Here is a 19,391-nt window from a genome sequence, read left to right as displayed (position 1 = left end):
AGTAAGACCCCTTGAAGACGACGAGGTTGATAGGTTCGGGGTGGAAGCGCAGCAATGCGTGCAGCTGACGAATACTAATCGGTCGAGGGCTTATCCTATTAAGAACAAACAAACCAGCTAAGGTTCGACAACTTCATTCGCATCCGGTTTTCAGGGTGTAACCCATACATGAAGAGCGTCTATCCGATATAACGGAGGGACGCTCTTCTTTGCATTGGCGTCTCCCGCCTGGGGCAGACTACAGTACGAGCATGAACCCGCTGCAGGAAGGAAGAGGACCTTAATGGATAAGCCAAAGTTCAAGATGGGTACGCGCAAGACGGCTGATGCTGAGCATCAGATTACCAGGCATACGGGAGCCGCATGGGTGGATAAACCCGTCAAGGCAGATGGTGTAACCGAAGCCGAAGCTTTTACGAACCGGAGTAAGCCGGCAAAATAGTTCTCAGACTTTTCTTGGAAGGAGTGGGGCGGTGAATATTCATGCGAATGGCATCGCTCACCATGTAGAGGTGACAGGGAGCGGTCCCACGCTGCTGTTCATACATCCCCCTCTTCTGCCAGGAGTCATATTCAATCCGCAGAGGGAAGGGCTGACGGACAGATTTCGTGTCATAATTCCCGACTTGAGGGGCCACGGACAGTCAAAGCCATCCTCATCTGAGTGGAATTTTAAGCATATTAAAGAAGACCTAAGAATGATTCTGGATGAGCTTTCCGAGGAGAAAGTGTGGCTGTGTGGATATTCGGCCGGAGGGTCAGTAGCCTACGAATTGGCTTTTACCTACCCTGACAGGGTGAAAGGCCTTGTGCAGATGGGATGTGTTCCGGGTATCGATACGAAGGATGCATCGCTCCGAAGGCTGGTCCGCTCAGCTTTAAGTATGACCCGGCCAGGCTGTAAGGATATGTTATCTGTTTTGGGTACCATGATAAATACAAGACAGAAGCGGCATTTTTGGCCGCTTCTGCGCGCCTCACGCCAGTCAAACGGGTTTGATGCTGCTTGCTATTATCGAGCGTACTATCAGTACAACTGTCTTGATCGCCTGGAGCAGCTGCAAAAACCTGTTATGTTGGTTTACGGGGAGAAAGACCGTCTATTCGGCAAATATGCTGGGATAACGTCTTCGCGGCTCCCGGATTGCCGTACAGCCTGGATACCGAAGGCTAGGCATGAGCTTCCCTGCAATAAGCCTGAGGAGCTTAATGAACTGATTCGGCGGTTTGTCAGCCAGCATGAATGAGGAGGACGACGATGGAGACGGGGGTAGCTTTTGCCGGAGGAGGCATACCGGGAATAGCGGGGGTTGGCGTGCTGATCGCGCTCGAAGAGGCGGGAATCAAAGTGACACATGTTACAGGCACAAGCTCAGGCTCCATGGTTGCTGCCTTGTATGCCTACGGGTACAGGCCGGAGGAGCTGGTCCGTATAGTACCGCGTTTAAACCGCAGATATCTGGACTTTGATTGGCGATCGATCTTGTTTAAGGCCCTGTTCTGGCGTCCCCGGCTGGAAGGCTGGATGAAGGGCGACCGCTTGAAGAAGCTGATGGCCGAGTTGACCCATGACAAGCCAGTGTCTTCTCTTGGACTTCCTTGTGGAATTGTAGCAACAGATTTGTACAAAGGGGAGACAATTGTTTTCTCCTCCCGGAAGATAGAAGGTTATCCGGAGGAGCAGGATGTTAGTATTGCGGATGCGGTTCGCTCCAGCTTCTCGATTCCTGTTCTGTTCCGTCCGGTCTACTATGGCAGCAGGCTGCTGATTGATGGCGGGGTATCCGCGAACTGTCCAGTACGGATCTGCAGAGCAATGGGGGCTAAACACGTCATTGCAATAGACCCAATCTCCCCAATTGCAGATGCTGAGATCGTGATATCATCATTTAATGTCCTTCATAAAGTTGTGCATATGAATCTTAAGCTTCAGATGGCCCATGAGCTGAAGCACGCTGATGCCGTTATCCTTCCGCAGGTGGGCAGGGCGGGTGTGTTTGATTTTCGCAAGGGAATAGACTGTATTGAAGCCGGCTATAAGGCAGCGATATCCAGAATGGAAGAGCTCAAGCAATTATTATCTCAAGAACCGGTTACTGTAGGCATTGAAGACGATGTCCCAGAGGCCATAACCGAAACGCATTCCTCATCTATTATACCGGGAGACTCCGTAGAGCCATCTAGCTGGATGAGCCGGCCAGACGGAGCTGCCGCCATCCCTGCTTCTGATTCTGAGCAGACGGCCGATCACTAACAGCCTTGGACCATTCAGTCCAAGGCTTCTCTAATCCGCGACTTTCCTACAGCATCTCCGTATCGATAATTCTCCAGTGATATTTGAGAGCGCAATCTAGCTTCTCGACATTCTTCGTACGGAACAGGTCAAGAATGGCCCGGTGCTCCTTGTTTACTTCCTTCAAAACCATCATTAACCGCTGACGGTCCTCGCTTAAGTAAGATTGGCGGATGAAGCTGTTCTTCAGCGAATTCAGCGTTTCAATCAGAATTTCATTCTGGCACTTGTAAATATAGATTTCGTGAAATTGATACTGGTCCCGGTGATAGTCGGAGAAATTGTGCTCTTCGATATCCTGATCCATCTTGAGAATAAGCTTCTCCATCTTGGCGAGATCCGATTCATCCAAATGCTCGGCCGCAAGCGTAGCAGCGAGCGCATCGAGCGAGCCGATGATACGTGAGTAATCCAGCTTCTTCTTCGGGTCGAACGCCTTAACGGTAAAGCCCCGCCTTGGGAGATAATCGAGCAGGTTGTCCGAGGTGAGCTGAAACAGTGCCTCACGGGTTGGTGTACGGCTGATATCGAGTTTGCGGCATATTTCCGCCTCATTGATCTTCTGGTTGGGAAGAAGAGTCCCATCCTGAATTTTTTGAGCGATGTAGTCGTACACATGGTCTTTAAGCGATTGGTATTTTGGCGCCTGCATACAGATTCCCCTTCTAAAAAGCATTATGTGGTCAAGCGGGATGCAAACCACTGTATGTATATACAGCAAGTGTGTTGTGAGCTCGAGGATCAATGCCGTTTTATATTTATTAGGGTGACTGTGGCATATCATCTCACCTGGATTGAATTAATAAAAATACAGAAGAACTGCATAAAAAGTCCGTTGTAGTTTGTTATTTATATATTAACATTGCTTGTGGCTACTGTTCAAGAGAGTAAAACCGTTGGAATGCTCATATTTAACTTTTTTTATAAATATACAAGCCGGGCTCGATGGTAGATGTTATGCTAATAGTTCTTCATGGAATTCGATGTTATGATATATAACATACCCTTTGATTGTATATTGTATACATAGATGAATCAAGTAAATCTTCGGCTCCCGAGAAATGAGTAGGGGTTCATGGGCTGCTGTCTATGCGGCTTGATCGAATCTTTTTATGATAAGAAGACTGAAATGGTTAGTGGGAATGAGGGTGGAGGGGGCGTGCATTCATAGAGTACAGCTAAGAGTGATGTGATGTAAAGATTCATGTTTACGTATATTTAACCGTCTATCGGCATGTAATTCAATAATTATTCATAAATATAATGAAATAGTATTAAATATTAGTTGTTGGCGGCAGACCTCGGTGTTATAATTGTTAACATTCTTGAGGTATATTGTGCATTGAATACAATATACGTAATTTGCCGCCAACTAGGCTTTTAGACTTCTAGAATGCGGAAGCAGCGGGTTTCTAAGTCTAGTACATACGGACCGGATGGGAGAGATGGAAGATGGAATAATCGACCAGGCAGGTGTCAATGCCCTGTTAGCAGCTGCAAGTAAAGGTAGACCATTCTGGTTTTGGGAGGAACAATATGTACAGTAAGACGGGAATCACACGTTATCTATCCACGCTTCTAGCAATTATGCTGATGATCTCCTCTATAGCACCTGCGGCCTTCGCTCAAGAAGTGACCGGACAGCCAGGTGCCGCGGCTCCTGAGCAGGAGGTAAACATACCGAACACGGGTATTTTCTATCCCGTTGTTCCGGATGAGGCGTCCGTTCCAGGACGTGTTTATGGCTCAAGTGCATTAGCACATGTTATCACGATCTCTGAACAGATTGGTACGCGAACAGCTGGTTCGTTCGAAGAGATCAAAGCGAGAGATTACATAGCGGCTGAGTTTGCCAAGTATGGTTATGCCGTTGACCAGCAGGCATTCAGCTATGTTAGAAATGGAAATACGATTAACTCCACCAACGTAATAGCTACTAAGCCTGGCACCTCCTCCAAGACCATTATTGTAGGAGCCCACTATGACTCGGTAGCGACGGCAAAAGGCGCGGACGACAATGCTTCAGGCGTGGGTGTCATGCTGGAAGCGGCTGAGTGGCTTGCGAAAGAGCACACGGCATACACGCTGAAATTCATCGCTTTTGGAGCGGAGGAGGAAGGCCTGCGCGGCTCGAAAGCTTACGTAGCCGGTATGACAGATGAAGAGAAGGCCAACACGGTCGTCATGATCAACCTCGACAGCCTGGCTGCAGGTGACTTTATGTACCTGTATGGCGATGAGGGCAGGGAAGGCTTTGCCCGTGACCAAGGGCTGGCTATTGCCGAGCGGGAAGGTCTTAATGTGACGACCAACCCTGGTGAGAATCCGGAGTATCCGGCTGGTACCACTGGAGACTGGAGCGACCATGCGCCATTTAAGGCTGCAGGTATCCCTTACGCCTATATGGAAGCAACCAACTGGTCGCTGGGTGATAAAGATGGCTACACGCAGACCGAGCAGGATGGAGCAATCTGGCATACCGAGAAGGACAATCTTATGTACCTTATGCTCAATTATCCTGAGCGTGTGGAAGAACGCCTGTCGACCTTTACAGAGCTGCTGACCAAGCTGCTGCTTGAGCTTCATGAACCGCAGAAGCTGCAGCTGAGTACCAGTAAGGTCTCCATGACCGAGAAGAGAACAGTGGATGTAACCTTCACGCTTCCGGCTGGCGTCAAGCTGGAGGAGTTGAGCTGGACCTACGGCGGCAAGGCATTCTCGGAGTGGAAAAAATGGCTCCCTGCATCGGATTCCTCTCCTGCAGGCTACAAGGGTGATCCGTTCATTACACTGGAAGGCACACCTGTCGTAAACGGGAACACGGTTACAGCGAAGATTACCTTTGATTTAGTTTATAACAATAAGACGGCACTCAATGGTTCCCCGTACCGCGAGCTCTATCCAGAACGCATGGGCACCAAGGAGCTTGCCGTAACCGGCCCGAACGGAACGGTCGTGGGTTCTGCATCGGTGAAGATGGTGCCTTATGACAGCTATCATACCTACGATGAGATTAAACCGGCTATTGATGAGATTACGGCTGCGGCCAAGCAAGGCCGTTATATTGAAACCCGCGTGCTGGGCCAATCCGTTCAGGGCCGCGATATTTATTTTACCATTATGGCCAAAGATGAGGCCTCCGTTAAGCAGTATGTAGAACAGACACTGCCAGCGATGATCAATGACCCGGCAGGCCTGCAGGCGAAAATCCGCAGCGGTGAGCTCACCGACTATAAGGTGCCGATCTGGCTGAACAACATTCATCCGGATGAAGCGCCTGGCGTTGATGTCATTCTTAACTTCTTCCGCACAATGGCAACGGAGGACTATGTGTCCTACAAGCCGTCCGCGACTGCAGAAGATATCACCTTGCACATGGACGAGGTGCTTGAAGACGCCATCTTCCTGTTCAACTACACGGAGAACCCGGATGGCCGTTATCTGAATACGCGTGCGAACGCGAACGGCTTTGACCTTAACCGGGATAATTCGTACCAGACACAGCCGGAAACCCAAATTGTAGCAGCAGAGGTTGCCAAGTGGTCGCCGCTGTCCTTCCTGGACATGCACGGCTTCGTAAGCAGCTTCCTGATCGAGCCTTGTACACCGCCGCATGACCCGAATATGGAATTCGACCTCCTTATTGACAGCATGGTTGAGCAGGCGACAGCTATGGGTGAGGCGGGCATCGCCAATACAACCTATGATAAGTATCATATTCCGTATTTGGAAGCACAGAAGCTGGCAGCAGACCCTTCCTATGAATCACCGGGTTATCCAACAGGATGGGATGATGCTTCGCCAGCATACACGGCCGTATACGCGATGCACCATGGCGCGCTTGGCCATACGCTCGAAATTCCGGATCTGAACGAGGAATCGACGAAGGCGCTCTATTATACGAGCCTTGCCGCAACGAACTATGTGATTCAGAACAAGGAGAAGCTTTTCCTGAATCAGCTGGAGGTTTACAAGCGCGGAATCGAAGGCGTTGACAGCCCATCGGTTGATGAGCATTTGGTCAATGCCAAGAATGAAGCGGTCGGCAGACCGCGCGCTGAAGGCGAAAGCTTTTTCCCGGATTATTATGTGCTGCCGGTAAGTGATTCGCTTCAGAAGAACCCCCTGGAAGCCTATCGTATGGTGCAGTACCTTATCCGCAACGGCGTCAAGGTCGAGCAATCCACCACGGCCGTTTCAGCAGCAGGTATTAGCTATCCCGCCGGTACGTATGTCGTCAACATGAAGCAGGCCAAACGCGGTTATGCCAACCTGGTGCTTTATGACGGCATTGATGTATCGGACTTCTCTGAGATGTACGCAGATATCGTGCAGAGCTTCTCATACATGAGAGGGTTTGACCGGTATATCGTAAGAGAAGCAAATGTGTTTAGCGGCAAGACGAATGCCGTTACTTCGGTGACCATTCCTGCGACTGCCCAGGTGGCGGCTGCAGGCAGCTACGTCATCAAGAATACGAATAACGATGCTGTTAAAGCAGTGAACGAGCTGCTGGCAGCAGGCAAGCCGGTCTCCATGCTGTATGCGGGTGGAACAGGATATGAGAAGGGTGACTTCGTTGTTTCTGGTGCAGACCTGAATGCAATCAGCGCCAAATATTTTCTTGAAGTTACACCGTTTACGGGCAATGTAAGCACGTCAGCTCAGAGTCTGCGCAAAGCGTCAGTAGCGGCTAGTGGTGTTCCAGCCTATGTGCTTCGTGGCCTTGGCTTTACGGTAACGACGAGCACCAATGATGCCGACGTGCTTGTCAATCTTGGCAGCAAGGCGCTGGTATCCGGCGGCAAACCGTATATCGGCTATGGCTACAGCGCGATGAATGCGGTCAAATCGTGGACAGTGCTCCCGAATTTTGACTTCGTATCAACCGGATTGGTCCAGACAGGAGCAAACTCTTATTACAACAATCCGTATGAGGGCTTGTTCGAGACCAAGATGAGCCAGTCCAGCGTGATTACGGCTCCATATGCAGAATCGGACCATATGTATACGGTATCCGGCTCTTATATCAAGACCGTACCAACTGGTGGCAAAACGATTGCTTCCGTGAGCGGAGATTCAGACTTCTTCGTGGCAGGCTGGTGGCCGGGGCATGAAGCTGCTCAGGGTCAAGTCATGGCCTTTACGTACCGCCAGAATGGTGTGAATGTCACCATCTTCGGTAATGATCTGACGAACAGAGCGCATCCGCAGCACCAGTTCCGTCTGCTTGCGAATGCGATCTATGCATCGCTTCTGAGTGAAGATCTGCCAGGCAGCCCGAGTGCAGGCGGCGGGGGCTATGTACCGCCAGTAACGGCACCAGGTACGACAGCGCCAGGAACTGAAACGCCGGCCGCGCCTGCGCCAGGCACACCGGCAGAGCCGTCCAAGCCGGCATCACCTGCTGCTCCGCAGTTCAAGGACCTGGGGCCTGTGGAAGCATGGGCAGCAGAAGCTATTGCTGAGCTTGCGGCAAGAGGAATCATCAGCGGCACAAGCGAAGGCAGCTTCTCGCCACTGAAGGAAGTAACGCGGGCAGAGTTCCTGACGATGCTCGTTCGTACGCTTAATCTTGAGGTAGAAGGCAAGACGGCAGCGTTCAGCGATGTGAAGAAAACGGATTGGTATTCCTCCTATATCGCTGCAGCAGTCGAAGCGGGACTTGCGAGCGGCATCGGCGGCGGCAAGTTCGATCCGAAGCGTTCCATTACGCGTGAAGAGATGGCGATCATGGGCGCGAATGCGTTGAAGAAGATGAAGGAAGTCCAGATACCTGACGTGGACGGCGCCTTGGCGAAATTTAAGGACAAGGACAAACTGGCTTCCTACTCCAAGGAGTCCGTTGCCATTCTTACAGAGTCAGGTGTAGTCAACGGTATGACGGCAACGACCTTCCAGCCGAAGGGCAAGGCCAACCGTGCCCAGGCAGCTGTCATTATCAAGAGAATGCTGGACCTTCAGGATCAGTAATCAGTTTAACAAAGAAGTCCCCGGCAGCGTACAGCCGCCGGGGACTTTTTTACATACGAACCAAAGCTTCATTCAGAACGGAGTAGCCTTTCGAAGGCTGGAGGAGCTCCAGGTAGAAGAGCTTACCCCACTTGGTGGAATTGTGGCCGATCGTCTGGACGTACACCGTCTTCGTCGTTTCTCCCGGAGCAAATTCCACCCACTGCTCCAAGGCTACAAAATCAACCCCAGGCAGGGCAACCAGATCATTACTCACATTGGTGGTATCATCCAACCGCGTACGAACCAATGCTTTGGCACTGCCCTCTGCGCTGTTGCGGGAGATGGTGAATGCTGCTTGCTGAGTCCATTGATTGGCATTTATAACCTGCATGTCGAACTTGAAGCAGGGCTTGTCGTTGTCCACGATGGCCACGTAGCCTGTCTTGTGGGAACCAAGCTTGGCATTGACCGGGTTAGCAAGCGTGATCTTGAACACTTCGTCCTTCTTCTCTACTTCCTGGTCATCGATAACGGTAAATAAATCTCTTCGCTGAATGACAGGAAAGCGGTGAGGCTCATGGAAGATGAAAGGGTTGTCGTAATAGGTGTATTCTTTGCCGCGTTCAAAGACGATCTTGCGAAAGGTGATTTTGTCACGGAGCGGCTTGTAGTCTACACCCTTCGTGGCACAGCAGTCGATAAAGGACAAGTCTGCCGATACATCCTGCCGCAGGTCGCCGAGCAGCATAATTCCTTCCGGTATACTGCTTGTGAATACCATAAGCGGACGCTGGCTGGCTCCATCCTCGGCAACCTTAAACAGAGGCTTTGACTTCGAGCTGCCTGATGTAAACGAGAGGGTCGCCTGATCGTCGTCAAATACATACAGCAGCGCTTCATGATAAGGCATATTTATGTAAGCGTTACCACTTTCGGATTTTAGAGTAATGACATAATATTCTGTACATTCAGAGCGGCTGTCATCGGTTATCGGTATGGTGAAGCTGGCTGTTCGTGACTGATTGGTGAAGACAAGCTTCCCGGACTGTGGAGGGACGGTGGGAATGGCGCATGCATCCTTAATGGCTCCCGTATATTGGACCTGCTTGACCTCGTAGGTGACTATAGCTTGCTCGTCGTTTCCAGGGAGATCGCCGGTCATCTGCACAGGGATGCTCCGGTCGCCGTCCTGCTCATACTGTCCATAGTATCCCTTCTCTTCTTCTTCCCAGTCGATCCTTGTCTTCCAGTAATCGAAGCCCGACAGTTCAATTGCTGGCTTCGTACTGGCTGGATTGGCACTGATACCGGCTGGCAAAATCGTTGCGGTAAGCAGTAGGGTGAGCAGGCTGGTCCATACGGTTCTTCTCTTCATCTGATACCCTCCATCAACAATATGTTACAATCTGTATCACCTTCATTATAAGGGAAGACTAAATGTCTATCAATCCCTAATTTTGGTTGAATCTTATGAAAAATGAGAATTTTATCAAAACTTATACTTATGTTCGGCAGCTGAACGTACACGTTACCAGACCTTCAGCTTAATTGCCTTCTTGTACAGGGGATAGAACCATTTCACACCGCTCGGTGTGAGTGTATCCGCAAGCAGGTGAGACAGATAGCCAGCTGCCGCGACCCTTGTCAGCCCCGCAATCTGCAGCTCGGATTCCAGCTCGCGGCCGATGAGAATCCAGAGCAGCAGAGCCCACGCCGTATGGCTTAAGCCTCTATGCTTCAGCCAGGGGACCCAGACGACGAACAGGCCGAATCCAAGCAGCCACTGAATATCGAACTGCAGGCTCGTATACAGGAGGGCTGCGCCCACCAGACTGACAAGTGTATTCCGAATTATACCCTCCCTCATCACAAGACCAAGGAGAAACAGTGCCAGCGCGACGGCAGTCGTAGCGGGGGTATAGTAGTCATGGATAAAATAAAAATAAATGGCTGCGGCCGCAGATAGCAGACCCGTCCAGAAGGTTAACGACCGCAGCACCTTCGACAGCTTGCCGATCCTGCGGCTCAGAAGGCTGGGACCGTCCAGGTCTGCGCTTAATGCCGATATGACGGCAACGGCCATATAGACAGCGGCATTCGCCGGATTGAAGGGATAATAAGCGGCAGCGGCGCCTCCGATTGCCGTCCCGATTGCCAGATGTGTGGTTCCTCTCATACTTGCTTCCATCCTATTCTATATTAATCATACAGCAAACATACGTTCGATCTATCAAGTATAACCTGTCCGCCTACCGGCCTGCAACCATTATAAGGAAGATGTTTGATATCCCCTAATTGGTTCTGGCTTGGTATACTAGACCAAGAGATACTAGACTTGTAGAGATGGCATTACATACTGGAGGTAAGAATGGACACCGTTACCCACACGTTATTCGGTCTTACGCTGTACGGATCAGTGGATAAGACCCGCATGTCCCGCAAGGAAAAGGGCGCACTGCTGCTGGCAGCCGTCGGCGGCTCGCAGATCCCTGATATTGATGTGATATCCGCCTGGTGGGATACACAGGGCCGGTATCAGATGTGGCATAGAGGCATTACGCATTCCGTATTCCTTGTGCCGGTGTGGGCTGCGCTTATTACGCTCATTGTCCGGCTTCTGTTCAAGGTCAGAGGATGGTTCTGGTTTGGCTTGGCTGCGCTAGCTGTACTGATTCATGACGTAAGCGACCTGTTCAATGCCTGGGGGACTGGTTTCCTGGAGCCCTTCTCCGCCGTCCGGGTAACCTTCGGCACGATCCCGATTGTCGATGTATTATTCTGGATCATTATGGGCGGAGCCTTCCTGTTCGCCAAATTCGGCAGGGGCAGATGGCGTTCCCATCATGTATTCCGCATTGCCTGGGGGCTTATTGCACTGCATGTGGCGATTCAGACCTCTCAAGGCTATGCCATCCATAACAGCCTGAAGGAGGAATACGAGCAGATTGCGCTCTCGGCGGATTTTGTTCCGGGCGTATTCACGGTTATTGGCAAGCAGGATAACATCGTGGAAATCCGGAAGGGAACCTTGTGGTCGGGGATGGAGGAGGTGGCTGTGCTCACTTCCAAGGAGGACGCGGACCTTGATAAGCTGTTTGCGGCCAACCCCAAGGCGAGAACCCTGTACGAGTGGTCGCCATTTGTTGTCATTGTCGAGGACGGCAGCCGGCTCGGCTTGTACGATCCGCGATTTTACCGGAATGGCCAATCCTTCTTGTTCGAGTATATGGATCATGTCGAGGACGGGAAGTAGCACGAAGGCATAAGAAGAGCCCTTATCCGGCTCCCGGCTTGAGCTGGGGGGATAAGGGCTCTGTCTATTCCGATAATCTGTACAGATCTAGATTGGCTGCAGGGACACGGACTGCTTCTTCTCCAGCCCCGCCACCATATCCAGCCATGCCTGCGGCTTGTTAGGCAGCACGGTATAGTAACGCTTCAGGAAGTTAACGACCAGCTCAGCGGATACCGATTCCATCTCGTCGTCCATCGGCAGGAAGCCAAGGTCAAGACCCTCAACAGCTTCACCGTCATTGTTCCAGGATGGGTGAACATACGGGAAGTCCAGACGCTTGTAGCCGATATGGGACAATACCTCGCGGCGGACATACGGGTCCATCGGCTTAACGCCGCCGAATTCATAATGCTCTACCCGGTACGGGTCGTAGATTTCGGCGAACATACCGAGCAGCTCTTGGCCGTTCGCGGCAGCCAGCGCCTGCAGGTCAGCTTCCCGCTTTTTCCACAGGAAGCGCCCAATGCCTAGACCCGGTTGTCCAATGATTGTAAAGTCCGTCATCGCAACATTGAAATCCTCGTAGTAGCGGTACTCCGTCGCACCGACGACCTGCCCATCCAGAACGGCGACAAATACCCGGATGCCTGGATCCTCCAGCGGCTCCTTCCACAGATCATATTCCAGCACCTCTTCAGGCGGAAAAACCTTTTGCATCAGTTCGTGCATGCTGCGAAAGAGCGTGTCTTCTATACTCGTTATGCGGTGATAGTCCATCTTAGCCATTCGAAGGCCTCCTTCAAGTTAGAGCCTGCTGGGCAGGCTTAGTGTTTATACGGTGAGACAAGGATTCCGCCATTCCATCAAGGTGCCGTAGTTCCGGGACTGCTCGTCCTCGAGATAACCGGGAACTACCTTGACTGGCATGCGCCCGCAGCGGAGCAGGAACGACAATACCGGATCCTTGAGCGACCCGTTAAGCACAGCCTCCACATACTGCTCGGCTGACATCTCCTCCGCCTTGCTGCCGTAGCCAGGCATTCGGCCGCCGCCCAGCAGCCGTTCAAGACCCAGGTGCACGACAACATCGTACATGGCGAACATCAGCCATTTGCCAAGGCCAAGCTTGCGGTAGGCAGGGCGGACAGCAATGTCGACCACGTACAGGGTATTGCCCTGCGGATTATGATTCCGGATATAGCCGTTATCGGTCACATCCTCCCAGGTATGGTCAGGGTCGTTCACGTGATATTCGGTAAGCAGTCCTGTCATGGATCCGGCAATCCGGCCATCAATCTCCACACACAGCGCCCCTTCAGGAAACAGGTTAACGTGGTTGCTGAGCTGCTCCCTGTTCCACCACAGCTCGGACGGGAAGGGCGGAGGGAAACATTCCTGCTGCACTTCAATCAGGCCCTCAAAGTCTTCCTCACGGTAATTGCGGATGACAGCCCGGACAGGCCGGTCCCCTTCATAAACGAATAATTCTTTCCGGTACAAAGGCAGCCTCCTCTCGTGTTCGGAACGGATGCATTCTTACTTCCAGTCGGTGTACAAATCGGTCCGGCGGTCGCGCCAGGTTGTGACCGAGCCGCGTTCACGCACCTCGTACAGCAGCTGCAGGTCCAGATCGGCCGTGACGATCATATCGTCATTGATCTCGCCCTCAACCATGATGCCGCGCGGCGGGAATGGAATATCGTTAGGGGTTATGACAGCCGCCTGGCCGTAGTTAGCCCGCATGAAATCGACTGTCGGCAGGGAGCCTACCGTGCCTGTCCCGACAACATAGACCTGATTTTCCACGGCGCGGGCATGGCTGGTATAGCGGACCCGGTAGAAGCCATGGCGGTCATCGGTACAGGATGGGCAGAAAATAACGTCGGCGCCTTTGGCCTTGGCCATCCGGACAATCTCGGGAAACTCAATGTCATAGCAGGTGAGCATGGCGATGGTTCCTTTGTCCGTCTCAAATACTTCAAGCCCGTCACCCTGCTTCATGTTCCATTCGGTGACTTCCGTAGGTGTAATGTGCAGCTTCGGCTGCTCGCCGATCCGGCCGTCCGGGTAGAAGAGGTGGGCTGTATTGTACAGCTTGCCTTCCTTGCGCGTGACATGGGTGCCGGCGATGATATGGGTGCCTGACTCACGGGCAAGACGGGTGAACAGATCGCGGTATGCATCTGTAAAGTCAGGCAGATCGTTGATCGTCAGGGCGTTGCCCTTGCCGTCTCCGATCGACAGCAGCTGGGTTGTGAAGAATTCGGGAAACAGAATGAACTCCGCACCGAACTCCTCAGCGGTCTTCATATAATGCTCGGATTGAGCGGCAAACTCGTCGAAGGACGAGATGGTATGCAGATGATACTGAACGGCAGAAACTCGGATCTTGGTCATATGCCCTCCTTGTCGGTCACCTTCCTGCAGGAAGGTGTGCTGCTTATATTATGAAAGGAACGACGGGCTGATGCAAGTAGGCGGATTGCCGATGCGGTGCTGTGTCTATATGCGCATCCCCTGAAGGCCGCAGTTTAAGGGGCTTTTTTCCATCCTTAACTAAGGCTGGTGGCAGGCGGTGGCAAGCATTGTTAAAACTGCTGAAATATTTGGTTTGTACCATGTCTTATTCATGCAGGGCTTACGATAATTAGATGTAGTAAGACAGCATGCACATAGACTAAAGGGAGGATTGTCATGATGAAGAGCAGGAAGGGAAGACTGAGTCTTCTGCTTGCAGTAGCGTTAGTGATGGCCCAGCTTGCCGTGTATCCGGCGTATAAAGCAGAAGCGGCGGCTGTTAACTTGGCATTAGGGAAAGCGGTTACAGCTAGTTCCGTGGATGCTTACAACAATTTTGCGGAAAAAGCCGTGGACGGCACGACGAATACGCACTGGACAGCTTCTGGTTCAATCAGCGGTTCCGCTGAATGGGTGATGGTCGATCTGGGCTCAGCACACAATATTTCGGGCGCCGAGATTCATTGGAAGGATCAGCCGGGTGAATGGGGGTTCGGGCCAGTTAAGTATCTGGTTGAAGTATCCTCAGACAGTAAGGATTGGCGTGTTGCATCTGATAAGAGTGCCAACACGGGATTGGAGCAGACAGCCGTTGATGTTTTCTCCGAGAGCAACGTCCGTTATGTCCGCATATCGATTCAATCTTATATTGGCCCTAACTATTGGCCTGGTATTAGAGAGCTTAGAGTATGGGGGAACATCGTCGTTAAATCTCCAGCGGATATCACATCCTATGCTCCGGTCGTAGTGCCGACATCTTCAGGGGTTGCGCCCGTTCTGCCAGGGCAAGTGACGGCCAACTACCTGGACAGCTCTACTGGAATGGTGAACGTATCCTGGAATGCTGTACATCCATCCCAGTTCGCGGGCACTGGCACTTTTACGGTGCAGGGAACGGTTGAAGGGGCTTCCGTACAACCTGAAGCAACTGTTCATGTCGGCGGCTATCGCGAAGACTTCATACGCGGCGTGGATATCTCAACCCTGACAGCGATTGAAGATAATGGGGGTAAGTATTATGACAGCAACGGGGTAGAGCGTGACCTTCTGGATATTCTGAAGGACCGTGGCGTTAACTATGTACGCCTTCGGGTCTGGAATAATCCGCAGATGACCAATTTCCACGGCGACGCCTATTACAACAATAAGGAAGACGTTGTTCGTTTGGGTAAGCGCGTAAAGGATAAGGGCCTGAAGCTGCTGGTAGACTTCCATTATTCGGACGATTGGGCTCATCCGGGGCAGCAGCTGAAGCCTGTTGCATGGAAAAATTATACGCATGAGCAGCTGAAAGCGGCTGTTAAGTCATACACGACGGAAGTGTTGACGGATCTGAAGAATGTAGGCGCTATGCCGGACATGGTGCAGATCGGTAACGAGATTAACAGCGGTCTGTTAAACGACAAGAACAGCAACCCCGATTTTAACAAGACAGCCGATTACATCACAAGTGGTGTAGAAGGTGTCCGTGCAGTTGAGGGCGGCGAGAATGTTAAAATCATGGTCCATTTGGCTGAAGGCGGCAAATACGGAACTTTTAACTGGTTCTTCAGCGAGTTGAAGAGCCGGAATGTTGAATATGACATTATTGGATTGTCGTACTACCCATTTTGGCACGGGACATTTGCAGATGTTCAGAATACAATGGACCTTATTTCAGCTCAATATGACAAGGAAGTTGTAATCGCAGAAACTTCTTATCCGTTCAGCTATAAGAACGGCGATGCGCATGCCAATGTAATTGGCAATCCTTCACAGCTGGTCGGAGGGGCGACATTCCCTGCGACTGTTCAGGGACAATTCGATGCAACTAAAGCGGTAATGGACGCTTTGGCTAAAGTGCCTGACGGCAGAGGACTTGGTTTCTTCTACTGGGAGCCGGCCTGGATCGCGGCCAATGTTGGCTGGATTGATTCTGAAGGCGATGCCTGGGAGAATCAGTCGATGTTCGATTATGATGAATTTCCGGCTAATGGAGGCTACTCCTACAAAGGTTACGCTCTTCCGTCACTCGATGTATACAAGGTTGGGATGGCACAAGCGCCAGCTAACCGTATGGAACTGGAGAAGTGGCTGAAAAAGGCCAAGCTGTATACACAGACTGATGTTGATGGTCAGAGCTGGCAGACACTGCAGGACAGCGTTGCAGCAGCTCAGCAGGCATACAGCAGCGTGTACACGCAGCAGGGCGTAAGCCAGACCGTCATTGACGCGGCGAAGGACAATTTGATTAACACTATAGCTGGCCTGCAGGTAACAGGAGTGAACAAGCAGGGATTACAGGCGGTTATAACGGGAGCACAGAGCAAGAATGAGGCAGACTGGTCTGCTTTCACATGGAACAATCTGCAGACTGCACTTATCGCTGCTTCGGCGGTGTTGAGTGACGCACAGGCTCCGCAGGCGGAAGTGGATAAGGCTGCGGCAGAATTGAAAGCGGCCATTGATTCATTGTCTGACGTTGACAAGACAGCCCTCGCTAACAAAATCGCAGGTGTCCGGGTCATGGATAGCTCTTCTTATACACGAAGAAGCTGGGCGGCTGTACAGACAGCACTGGCAGCAGCAGTTGAAATTAACGACCGGCAGGATGTTTATCAGCAGCAGGTTGAAGATGTGCTGGCTAAGCTGGAGTCTGCTCTCAGCGAGCTGGTCAGACTGCAGGAACTGGCAGTCGGCAAGACAGCAGCTGCATCCGCGAGTGCCGGAACCGGCGCAACCGGACAGAACAACACGCCGGCAGGCGCACTTGATAATAACTCCAACACATCATGGGGAACGGATAAAGGCGCAGGCAGCTGGTGGAGAGTCGACCTCGGTCAAGAAGCCTTCATCCGCAAGATTGAGATGAAGATGTGGGCGGGTGACATCAAATTTAAGGTTGAAGTGTCCAACGACGATCAGAACTATGTTGAAGTCGCCAATACGACAAGCGATGTTATTGTTGCTGTAGATCCCAAGATTGTGCTGGCAACCCCTGTGACAGCCCGTTATATCAAGGTTACAATTACAAGTGCATCTACCAATTGGGTAGGTATGATGGACTTCTGGGCATACGGCGCATTTGCTATCGACAAAACAGCACTTGCGGCCAAGATCGCTGAAGTGGAAGGCAAGAATCTGGTAGAGGCAGAGCATACGCCATCGAGCTGGCGCACGCTTCAAAACGTATTGGCCGATGCTCAAGCGCTGATGACAGACGGCGAAGTGTTCCAGGCGGATATAGATACGGCGATTACAGCGATTGATGCAGCAGTGAACGGTTTGCAGCCGTTTATACCGTTTACAGACATTAATTATAATGGGTCAGAGAGAAATGTAGTGGTTGGTGATGATTTTTCAGTTCTAATACAAGCATCTCCTGCCGCTGCAACTGTCGAAACCATTAAGGTTACTAACAATAACCCTGACATCATATCTTTTTATAAACCTTCGTATCATCAAGAGAGCGGTGTAGTGTGGGTCATTATGAGGGCTCTGCAGCCGGGCACGGCGACAGTTACAGCTACAGCACCGGGTGGTTTTGAAAAAACGCTGACCGTTCATGTGACGGCCCGTGAGACAGAACCAGGTACTGCCCCAGGCACAGACCAGCCGGGCACAGACCAGCCGGGCACAGACACAGACACAGACACAGACACAGACACAGATACAGATACAGATACAGAACAAGATCAAGACAAAGACAAAGACCAAGACAAAGACAACGACCAAGACAAAGACCAAGACAAAGACACAGAGACAGGTAAAGAACAGCCAACGTCCACTACACCACAGCAAGGGTACCTACCGCCGGTAGCACCGTCGGTTCAAACGAACCCTTCCCAAGGCGGATCGGCTTCGACCGTAACGCTTACGGGTGCCATGGTTGACGGAAGATACACAGCGACAGCTGATCTTGCGGCACTCCGCACGGCTGCAGCTGCTGCAGCCGGCAAGCAGGTTACGATTCAAGTGCCTTCTGCTGCTGAAGCGAAGGAAGTAGCCGTTAATCTTCCAGCAGCATGGCTGCAAGAGCTGAAGACAAGCGAAGTGAAGGGAGTAGTAGTTGAGACGCCGGGCGCGAGCGTTCGTGTGTCGGCTGACCTGATCGGCGGCCAGAACGTAACGGCAAATTCTCAGCTGCAAATCGTCATTGCAGGCGTAAGCGGCGATGCCCTTCCGGCAGCTGTGCAGGCACAGCTTGGCGGCAACGCAGCATATGATTTTCACATGACGCTGGACGGGCAGAAGGTGGAATGGAAGGGCAATAAGGTAGAGGTAACAATGCCGTATACCCTGCAACCAGGGCGGAAGGCAACCGGGATTGTCGTATACCATGTGACCGAAGAGGGACAGCTGGAAGCCGTTAACCATGTACGCTATGATGCGGCAGCGGGAACGATTTCGTTCAAAGCGAAACATTTCAGCATTTATACTGCGGTTCATGTTACTACAGGCTTCACGGATATCGCCGGCTACTCATGGGCTGTGGACCATATTGAAGGACTCGCGGCGAGAGGCATTGTACAAGGAATGAGCGAGAGCGAATTTGCTCCGCAGGGAGCGGTAACCCGTGCGCAGTTCATCCAGATGCTTATGCAAGCTTTGGGCCTTATCCAGAAGGATGCGGCAAGCAGCTTTACAGATGTTGAGGCGAACGGCTGGTACTATGAGGCAGTTGCCAGCGCGCAGGCTCTCGGCATTGTTCAAGGCAAGCCGGACGGCAGCTTTGGTGTACATGAGCAGATAACGCGCCAGGACATGGCGGTTATGCTGTACAAGGCCATTCTGTTGACCGAACTACCGCTTGCAGGTGGTGAAGCTGCGGCTGCTTCATTCAAGGATGCCGGACAAATCTCCGCATACGCTGCGGATGCAGTAACGGCGATCCAGCGCGCGGGCATCATCAGCGGCATGGGCAGCGGAACGTTCGCTCCGAAGGCGACAGCAAACCGTGCGCAGGCGGCGGTTATTATCGCTAATGCACTGAACGCATTGTATCTCCAGCAGTAAGACAACAGGGGAAAACGAATAAATTAGAGTTTTGATCCTCATCATCTGTTTAACAGTAAGAATGGCGCCGCAGGGTCTGATCCCAGTGGCGCCATTCTCTGTTCTGTCAACTACGACCATTACCTGTGGAAATGGACGATCGACCGAAAAAATGCTAACGAACCTCACACACGCTATTAGCCTCCAATAGGCAGTTTCTGATCTGTAACGAACATGAGCGTCGTTAATGCACGAATAATCCATATAATAAGACGAAAATAGCCTAATAGCGTTTCTCAGATTCGTTACAGCCCAGCAAGCTTGGAATTTGCTGGTTTAACGTGTGTGAAATTCGTTAGCCGTGTAGTGTCGAGCTCTCCCGCCTGGCAAGCGGACTTGCTTTTGAGACAGCGTCTT

Annotated in this window: 12 protein-coding genes and 1 rRNA gene; 7 read left to right on the top strand and 6 right to left on the bottom strand. The window is 51.7% G+C overall.

The annotated features are described in order from the left end of the window. From DNH61_RS21570 to DNH61_RS21560, 4 genes are all read left to right on the top strand, one after another. Positions 1-98, top strand: a 23S ribosomal RNA gene (locus DNH61_RS21570); the annotation flags it as partial. 185 nt (positions 99-283) lie between these two features. Further along, positions 284-442: a hypothetical protein gene (locus DNH61_RS26505; RefSeq protein ID WP_181438819.1), complete on the top strand. Its 159-nt coding sequence runs from the start codon at positions 284-286 to the stop codon at positions 440-442. Positions 443-473: 31 nt separating this feature from the next. Next, positions 474-1,247, top strand: coding sequence for an alpha/beta fold hydrolase (locus DNH61_RS21565; protein WP_111148907.1), 774 nt, complete (start codon positions 474-476; stop codon positions 1,245-1,247). Positions 1,248-1,258: 11 nt separating this feature from the next. Continuing rightward, positions 1,259-2,254, top strand: a complete 996-nt coding sequence (locus tag DNH61_RS21560) for a patatin-like phospholipase family protein (protein ID WP_181438818.1) — start codon at positions 1,259-1,261, stop codon at positions 2,252-2,254. Between the two features lie 46 nt (positions 2,255-2,300). Here the strand turns inward: DNH61_RS21560 and DNH61_RS21555 are convergent, their stop codons facing one another. After that, complete coding sequence (locus DNH61_RS21555; protein ID WP_111148905.1) at positions 2,301-2,945, bottom strand: GntR family transcriptional regulator; 645 nt, start codon at positions 2,943-2,945, stop codon at positions 2,301-2,303. 884 nt (positions 2,946-3,829) lie between these two features. Here DNH61_RS21555 and DNH61_RS21550 point away from each other — a divergent pair. Then, entirely contained in the window at positions 3,830-8,266 is a 4,437-nt protein-coding gene (locus DNH61_RS21550) for a M20/M25/M40 family metallo-hydrolase (RefSeq protein WP_245948289.1), read from the top strand. A gap of 49 nt (positions 8,267-8,315) precedes the next feature. On the opposite strand, the gene DNH61_RS21545 is transcribed toward DNH61_RS21550, so the two are convergent. Both DNH61_RS21545 and DNH61_RS21540 read right to left on the bottom strand, forming a co-directional pair. Beyond that, a complete protein-coding gene (locus tag DNH61_RS21545; protein ID WP_111148904.1) occupies positions 8,316-9,623 on the bottom strand; it encodes a Calx-beta domain-containing protein in 1,308 nt (435 codons plus the stop codon). Between the two features lie 153 nt (positions 9,624-9,776). After that, entirely contained in the window at positions 9,777-10,424 is a 648-nt protein-coding gene (locus DNH61_RS21540; RefSeq protein ID WP_111148903.1) for a metal-dependent hydrolase, read from the bottom strand. A 192-nt stretch (positions 10,425-10,616) separates the two neighbouring features. Here DNH61_RS21540 and DNH61_RS21535 point away from each other — a divergent pair, with 192 nt between their 5' ends. Then, the gene (locus DNH61_RS21535) at positions 10,617-11,501 is read left to right on the top strand and encodes a metal-dependent hydrolase (RefSeq protein ID WP_111148902.1); all 885 of its coding nucleotides are present in this window, start codon (positions 10,617-10,619) and stop codon (positions 11,499-11,501) included. An 87-nt stretch (positions 11,502-11,588) separates the two neighbouring features. On the opposite strand, the gene DNH61_RS21530 is transcribed toward DNH61_RS21535, so the two are convergent. The 3 genes from DNH61_RS21530 to DNH61_RS21520 are packed head-to-tail and all read right to left on the bottom strand — an operon-like array spanning position 11,589 to position 13,880. Further along, positions 11,589-12,260 carry a GNAT family N-acetyltransferase gene (locus DNH61_RS21530; RefSeq protein WP_111148911.1) on the bottom strand — a complete coding sequence of 224 codons (672 nt, stop codon included), beginning with the start codon at positions 12,258-12,260 and terminating at the stop codon, positions 11,589-11,591. 54 nt (positions 12,261-12,314) lie between these two features. Next, complete coding sequence (locus tag DNH61_RS21525; RefSeq protein ID WP_111148901.1) at positions 12,315-12,983, bottom strand: GNAT family N-acetyltransferase; 669 nt, start codon at positions 12,981-12,983, stop codon at positions 12,315-12,317. Between the two features lie 36 nt (positions 12,984-13,019). Beyond that, on the bottom strand, positions 13,020-13,880 hold the full coding sequence (locus DNH61_RS21520) for a carbon-nitrogen hydrolase family protein (protein WP_111148900.1): 861 nt from the start codon (positions 13,878-13,880) through the stop codon (positions 13,020-13,022). A gap of 297 nt (positions 13,881-14,177) precedes the next feature. Here DNH61_RS21520 and DNH61_RS21515 point away from each other — a divergent pair, with 297 nt between their 5' ends. Further along, complete coding sequence (locus DNH61_RS21515) at positions 14,178-18,995, top strand: glycosyl hydrolase 53 family protein (RefSeq protein WP_111148899.1); 4,818 nt, start codon at positions 14,178-14,180, stop codon at positions 18,993-18,995. Positions 18,996-19,391: the final 396 nt, after the last annotated feature.

The sequence above is a fragment of the Paenibacillus sambharensis genome (genome assembly GCF_003233845.1).
Lineage (GTDB): Bacteria > Bacillota > Bacilli > Paenibacillales > Paenibacillaceae > Paenibacillus_I > Paenibacillus_I sambharensis.
This window is presented reverse-complemented; position numbering and strand designations above follow the sequence as displayed.